At 34.0% G+C, this 6,305-nt stretch carries 4 protein-coding genes; all 4 read right to left on the bottom strand.

Features of this window, described 5'->3' with window-relative positions; all coding sequences use genetic code 11:
* Positions 1 to 178: 178 nt before the first annotated feature.
* The 4 genes from DK441_RS14035 to DK441_RS14020 all read right to left on the bottom strand — a co-directional run bounded on the left by DK441_RS14035 (position 179) and on the right by DK441_RS14020 (position 6,257).
* Positions 179 to 1,009: a hypothetical protein gene (locus tag DK441_RS14035; RefSeq protein WP_109851287.1), complete on the bottom strand. Its 831-nt coding sequence runs from the start codon at positions 1,007 to 1,009 to the stop codon at positions 179 to 181.
* Between the two features lie 81 nt (positions 1,010 to 1,090).
* Positions 1,091 to 2,356, bottom strand: a complete 1,266-nt coding sequence (locus tag DK441_RS14030) for a GMC family oxidoreductase N-terminal domain-containing protein (RefSeq protein ID WP_109851286.1) — start codon at positions 2,354 to 2,356, stop codon at positions 1,091 to 1,093.
* A 223-nt stretch (positions 2,357 to 2,579) separates the two neighbouring features.
* Positions 2,580 to 3,467 (bottom strand): outer membrane lipoprotein-sorting protein, encoded by an 888-nt coding sequence (locus DK441_RS14025; protein WP_109851285.1) that lies wholly within the window; start codon positions 3,465 to 3,467, stop codon positions 2,580 to 2,582.
* A gap of 207 nt (positions 3,468 to 3,674) precedes the next feature.
* Entirely contained in the window at positions 3,675 to 6,257 is a 2,583-nt protein-coding gene (locus tag DK441_RS14020) for an RND family transporter (RefSeq protein WP_109851284.1), read from the bottom strand.
* Between the last annotated feature and the right edge of the window lie 48 nt (positions 6,258 to 6,305).

Here is a 6,305-nt window from a genome sequence, read left to right as displayed (position 1 = left end):
ATAATCATTAAAAATTGGGAAATAAACTTCTATGCCAAATTTTTTACAGCCTTGGTTAATTGAATATAATTTGAAATCTAAATGGGTGGGTGTAGATATAATGTACCTCTTTTAAAAATTTTCTCTAACGTATAATCTACTGTAGCAAGAAATTAAATAAAGAAGTTATATCCGATTTTTATATCATCATTTCTTCAGGTTGGTCAACTTCCCGAACATAATCTACTTCAGCATTACGGTATTTTTCTTTATCTAATATTTTGGGCATTTTTGCAAATGCATAAGGCAGCATACTAGGGATTAACCAGTTTGCCAATGCATAAGGAAAGTATCCTCCTGGGTCAACTGCATCGTATACAAATTCATATTCTACTTCTCCATTCTTTAAAGGAGTGTATCGCCATCTATTATGCATTTTTGTCACCCGATGACAGCGCTTATTAACAGGTAGTTTATCTGGAGCAGCTACAAAATTAAACTTCATTTCTTTACTAACAGGGTCTTGTGAAAACTCTGATTTAACCACAAATTCTCTATGTTTGAAAGGAGGAAAAAGCTTCTGTTTAAAGGTATAATACACTAGTTTTGGATCAGATCCAACCAAGTTTGGGTCTGATCCGTTTATATAGTATGAATCAAACATACCAACATCTTTTGCAGCATCAGGGTTTCGCATAAGCGTTAAAATGCTAGCTAATCTGGCTCTAAGTCTTCCTACTATTTTAATTTTTAACCAAGTTTCTCCCGGAACTTTTAAGGTATACACTACCATTCCTTTCTTATCTGATTTCATTTTCCATTGGCCAGAGCCCGAATTTTTCCATAGAGAATGAGCTGAGACCAAAATAAATATTAGTAATAGTACTTCAACCAAAATTAAGGTTATACCCCCTAATTGTCCATCTATAAATCTATTCCATACAAAAGGAGCAGCAACTCCTACCGCAATACTTAAAAGTGTTAAGGCCAATAAAAAACCGTTGGTCTTATTTTTTTCAGAATGTTCCATAATATTTATTGTTTTTGTGTTATAATTCAAAACCGTTAGCTTTTGCTAGTTTTGAGATTGTTTAGTTGGTTACTTATTTTTTTAAGAAGCTATCAAGTTTCTGGCTAGGTATTTGGCCAGACAAACAAGCGTAAGAGTTGGTGTTATTCTTTCGTTTTCGGGTAGTACAGAGCCATCACAGACGTACAAATTGCTATACTCTGTCTGAAGTTTCTCATCGATATGCTCTTTTATTTTTATGGTTCCCAGAGCTCCTCCAGATATAAGGTCGGTTTTAAAGATTTTTCTGGCTCCGGCATTTTTTAATATTTCATTAGCTGCTTCCATTCCTTTCTCTAATTTCTGGTGATCATTACTTGTCAGCTCCTTATGATACTTTCCACTTTCGGTAAGTCTACCTCCAACGGGTTCTTTGACCTTAACTGTTATCCCAATATGTTTTGGATATGAGGCTATGCGTAAAGGTTTACCAGAGACGAGCATCCCTACATTGAATAGGAAGCGATGAAAATTAGCATCCATCAATTCGATATCATTATCTAGCTTTGCTCCCATACAACCGCAAAAGTTTTCTGCAGATGAAAGGTCCGGAACCTTTCCTATAAGACCAATACTTGGATTGATGTAAAAACCTTGATTCACTACATTTTTGACTCCACTATTTTTAAGAATAATAGGAGAAGCCAGTGAACCTGCAGCGAGAATTATTTTTTCTCCATATGCTTTAAACACCTTCTTTTTTCGGCCAATTTGGTACTCAACACCAATAGCCTTTTTATGATCAAGAATTGCCTTAGAAACAATGGCCTGGTTAACCAAAACTGCTCCATTTCTAATCGCATCTTCTACATAGGTTCTGGCTTTCCATTTTACTTCATAATAATTTTTATGATTGAATTTTGACTGATCTACCAACATCAATTTCTTTTTCCAGTTGTAACCTAATTCTATGGCACTCTCACCCAATCTTTTTGCCTGACTACCAATAAATCCATCCGAAATCTCGGCGACTGGTAATTCTTTACGTACTTGTTCGAGATCTTCTGTAAGATCAATTCCTAAATTCTTGAAAGTTTCTATGGGTGGCAGGTCTGCTACAGCAAGATACATAGCTGTTGTGCCTCCGGTAGTAAAAGCTCTTAAATCTTTCAGTTTATCTGCAACACGTACTTCGTTAGAAATTTTGGCATATCCCATAATGGATTCTTTAAGAGGTGCATTGCCTCCTCGTTCCAAGATTAAGACTTTTTTATTTTGTTTGCTTAACTCTTTTGCAATTGTAGCACCGCAAGTTCCTGAACCTACGACAATAGCATCAAAATGCTCCTCATTGTTTGAATATTTCATATGTACTATTCCTTATAAAGTTTCTGTGAGTTTGTAGTGAATTGATAACTATAAAATGTTGATAAATCATGATTCTGCACAATGATAATTATCTATTATTGATACCCATTTCACTTATGATTATCAAACTTTTACACCAAATGGTTTGGCGATCTCACCCTACATTCTAAAGTTTACGATCGTTTCTTTTGTGAAGCTTTTTTGTGTATCGAATAATTATATCCTATTTCAAATTATTGCGAAGTTTGATTAAGTTACGTTCTCTAAACGTAAAATCCTCCAAAGTCCTTGTAGTTAAAAAATCGTCCAAAATTTCTTGATCAAAGGCTACCGAAATCATATTCATTATACTTATTGTACGAGTGCTAAGATTATTCATCGTTAATCGCCTTGCGATCCATACGCCATCTATTTTTTCAATCTTTGACATCGTCAATTGTTTGTAATGATCTCCCCGAACGTATAAGTTCTTTTTTAAACTAATATATCTTTCTTTATCTATCCATGATATTGTTTTACTATACTTTGATTTTTTTGCCCTTTCTATTGTGGGAGTATACTCAATAACCCATACTTCGCGCCCTTTATAGTTTTCTTCCTTTAAAATTTTGTAGTTATATTCATCAATTTTCAGGTCTTCCATATCTTCAAGTGAGAATTCTGATCCGAAAAAACTTCCGCTACTATCATTACTATCACTGCTTGATGCCAAACGTTTAACTTTACTCAATTCTGGCAAGTAGATCCAGCTATCATTATCCTTACCAAGCTCACCATATTCATAAGTTAACATACCTACTCCCTGTTCTTTTTTAGGTTCAATTATAATAGAAACTGATCGGCTATCCCGATGGTTTTCTCCATAATTTTTTGCAACACTTTCCAGCAATTTATTTCTTGCTTCTTCAGTACACACAATCCTTTTATTAGATACAGTGTATTTACAGGTAGCCAATTTTATTCTCTGAACTGATGTATTAAAGGATTCTTTAGCTACCTTTTGCACCTTTGTCATGATATCTTTTGCTGACTGAGTTGGCAATATCTTTTTTGAAAATGACGATATCAAAACGGCCATAACAACCAATAAAACAATCTGTTTTTTTTTCATTATTTATTTATTTAGGTTGAAAAAAATTTTAATACTAATTTATATGGTCAAATAACCTTTGTTCCTGATAATTAAACCACAACTATACAAGTGAGACGTCGTTGATCACTCGCCTCTTTAAGCAAAAGCCATAAGGAAAAGGAAAATCGATGTAATTGCCGAAAGTATTGGAAGAGGATATTTTACCTTTTATGACTTTGCTTAGAATTATTTTTGCACTACCATTTTTCTTTGAAATTTTGGCTTTCCTTTCTTTTGAAATTTTGGTTTAAAAACCAAGATCAAAGCAGGTAATAAGAAAAGATCACACATCAAAGCTGAAAAAATCGCGATTGAACCAAATTTTCCAACATTTGCAGTTCCCTCCATCGCCGAAAAGGATAGTATCCCAAAGCCTAATCCTAAAATTAAACTTGTAAAAGTAACTGCTTGACCAACTTCTTTTATCGTATGATACAAAGCTTTTTTAACATCTCCTTCTATCATTAGCTTATCACGATAATGACTGATAAAATGTACGGTATCGTCTACAGAAATACCAACTACCACCGGAAGTAATAACAGGATATCTATATCTACAGAACGTCCTGTTAATCCCAATAATCCTAAAGTTAACATGGATGGGATAAGGTTTGGAATAATTGCTATCAAACCTCCCTGTATAGATCCAAAAACGAAAATCAAGACTATGGTTACCGCAATCAAAACCATAATAATGTCCTGCAATCCATTACTGGCAATAACCTGTACAAATCTCATATTCATAGGAAGTGCGCCTGTTATGGATACTTTTGTATCGGGATATTGTTGTTTGAGCATGGTTACTGCTTCATCAATATCCTTTTGCATGCCTTCGTATACTTTTAGATATTTAAGAGAACCAACATTGTATAATTGCACAGAAATATGAGATTTACTATAATTATCAGAAACTTGTTTTCTACGATCTTCTGGGTTTGCCAGGTTAAAAAGAAAAAGGGTTTGGGATAAAGCGTTTTGATGGTCAGGAATGGTATACATCTCTTCTTTTTCTTCATTCAATGTTTTATTAGCCTTTTTTACAACTTCTACCAAAGATGATGTCCTAACAACTACATCATTATATTTGGTTTCTAACTTGCGTTGCAGTTTATCAATTGTATTCAGGACAAATGGATTTTCAAATGCGTTTGCTTTAGATAAGTCCAGATAAATTTCCATATTTAGACTTCCCATCATTTTCTCGTCGATAATATCTGCAGATTCCCTATAAGGGCTACCTTCGACAAATTGATTAGCAATATTAGTATCTATTTTAAGTACAGTTACACCATAAATATTTATTCCTAACACTAGTAGAAATAACACAATAATACTAATGGGATTCTTTTGCACTATCGACGGTACACTATTTAATCTTTTTTGTAAAAACATGGAAAAATTAGGTAGATACTTACCTGTCGATAACTTAAATTTCTTTTTTCGTTGTGTATTTTCCCTTCCAGGAGCCCATACATCTAATAATAGGGGCAAAAAGAAGATGGTAAGGATACAGGCAAAAGCTACACCTGCCGCAGACATAATACCAAAAACCTGAATACGGGGAATTGGAATCAGAAAACAAGCCAACATACCTATTATATTAGTAAATGCCGTCAATACAATTGCTTTATTAGTTGATGCAAAAACTTTTTGTATTGCTGTTTTTCGATCATTTCCCTGATTTCTGAAATATACATAGCCCGAAAATATATGTGCAGCATCACATACTCCAACAGTTAAGATCAGCATAATTGTTAGCATTAGAAAAACTGTTACTTCTACCCCTAACCAACCTGCCAAACCAACAGTCCAGACAGCACTTATTATAACTATTAAAAGCGACCAGGCCACCGCACTAAATGAACGGATAAAAAACCATAACAGGATAGATATTATCAATAAAAGTCCTAAATAAATTGGGCCTGCTTCTTTAATAGCTATAGCTTGCTGCTCATAGGCCAGAGGAGCATTTCCCACTGCATAATATTCTAGGTGACTTTTATACTCCGGTTTATCTAAAATAGTATTGATTTCCTCCATTAAAGGAACCAGTTCACTTAAGTCTGCACGTTTGAAACGGATTCTTTCTTCACTTTTTTTAATTTCACTCATATCGGCAATGACCATTTCATCCATTTCCAGAGCGTCTTCAACAAGTTCTTCATCTGTAACGATAGGTAGTTCCTCTTCTAGTAACTCAGTCCCAAAATCGGTTTCGATAAGTATTCCTCCATACTTCATATCTTTTGAAAAGAAAAGTAATGGAAAAGACTTTTGAGATTGTGCTAGCTTACGAATCTCTTCGATATCTTCCTGTTTGGTCGGAACATTATCCCCCACCAATTTTCGGGAAACCAATACATCACCTTCTGCTGTTAAAAGAGAAGCATTAACGAGTGTATTAACTTTAACAATATGTTTTAGTGCTGTTGAATCTTTATTATATTTCGTATGGAGAATATCCTCACGAATTTTCTTTACTACCTCTAAAGATTTAGTAGAAAACACATCTCCATCTAAAGGCTTATACGCTATGTATACTCCTTCATTGCTTCCAAATTCTGCTTTAAACTTATCCATGGCTACTAAAACCTCATCATTTTCTGGAAACCACCCTTCAATAGTCATGTCAAATTTGGTCTTTGGTATTCCCAAAAATGTAAATATTGTAATAGCTACAAAAGCTAACCAGATAATCAGTCTTTTTTTCCGAACCATTTGCGTAACATTTTCGAAAAAATTTGTTTTGGATTTTGGGTTCTTGCTCATAATAAGGTTTATTACATGTTTAAACAGTAATCCAATAGAGCTTAATTT

This window comes from Aquimarina sp. AU58, from assembly GCF_900312745.1.
Taxonomy (GTDB): Bacteria; Bacteroidota; Bacteroidia; order Flavobacteriales; family Flavobacteriaceae; genus Aquimarina; species Aquimarina spinulae.
This window is presented reverse-complemented; position numbering and strand designations above follow the sequence as displayed.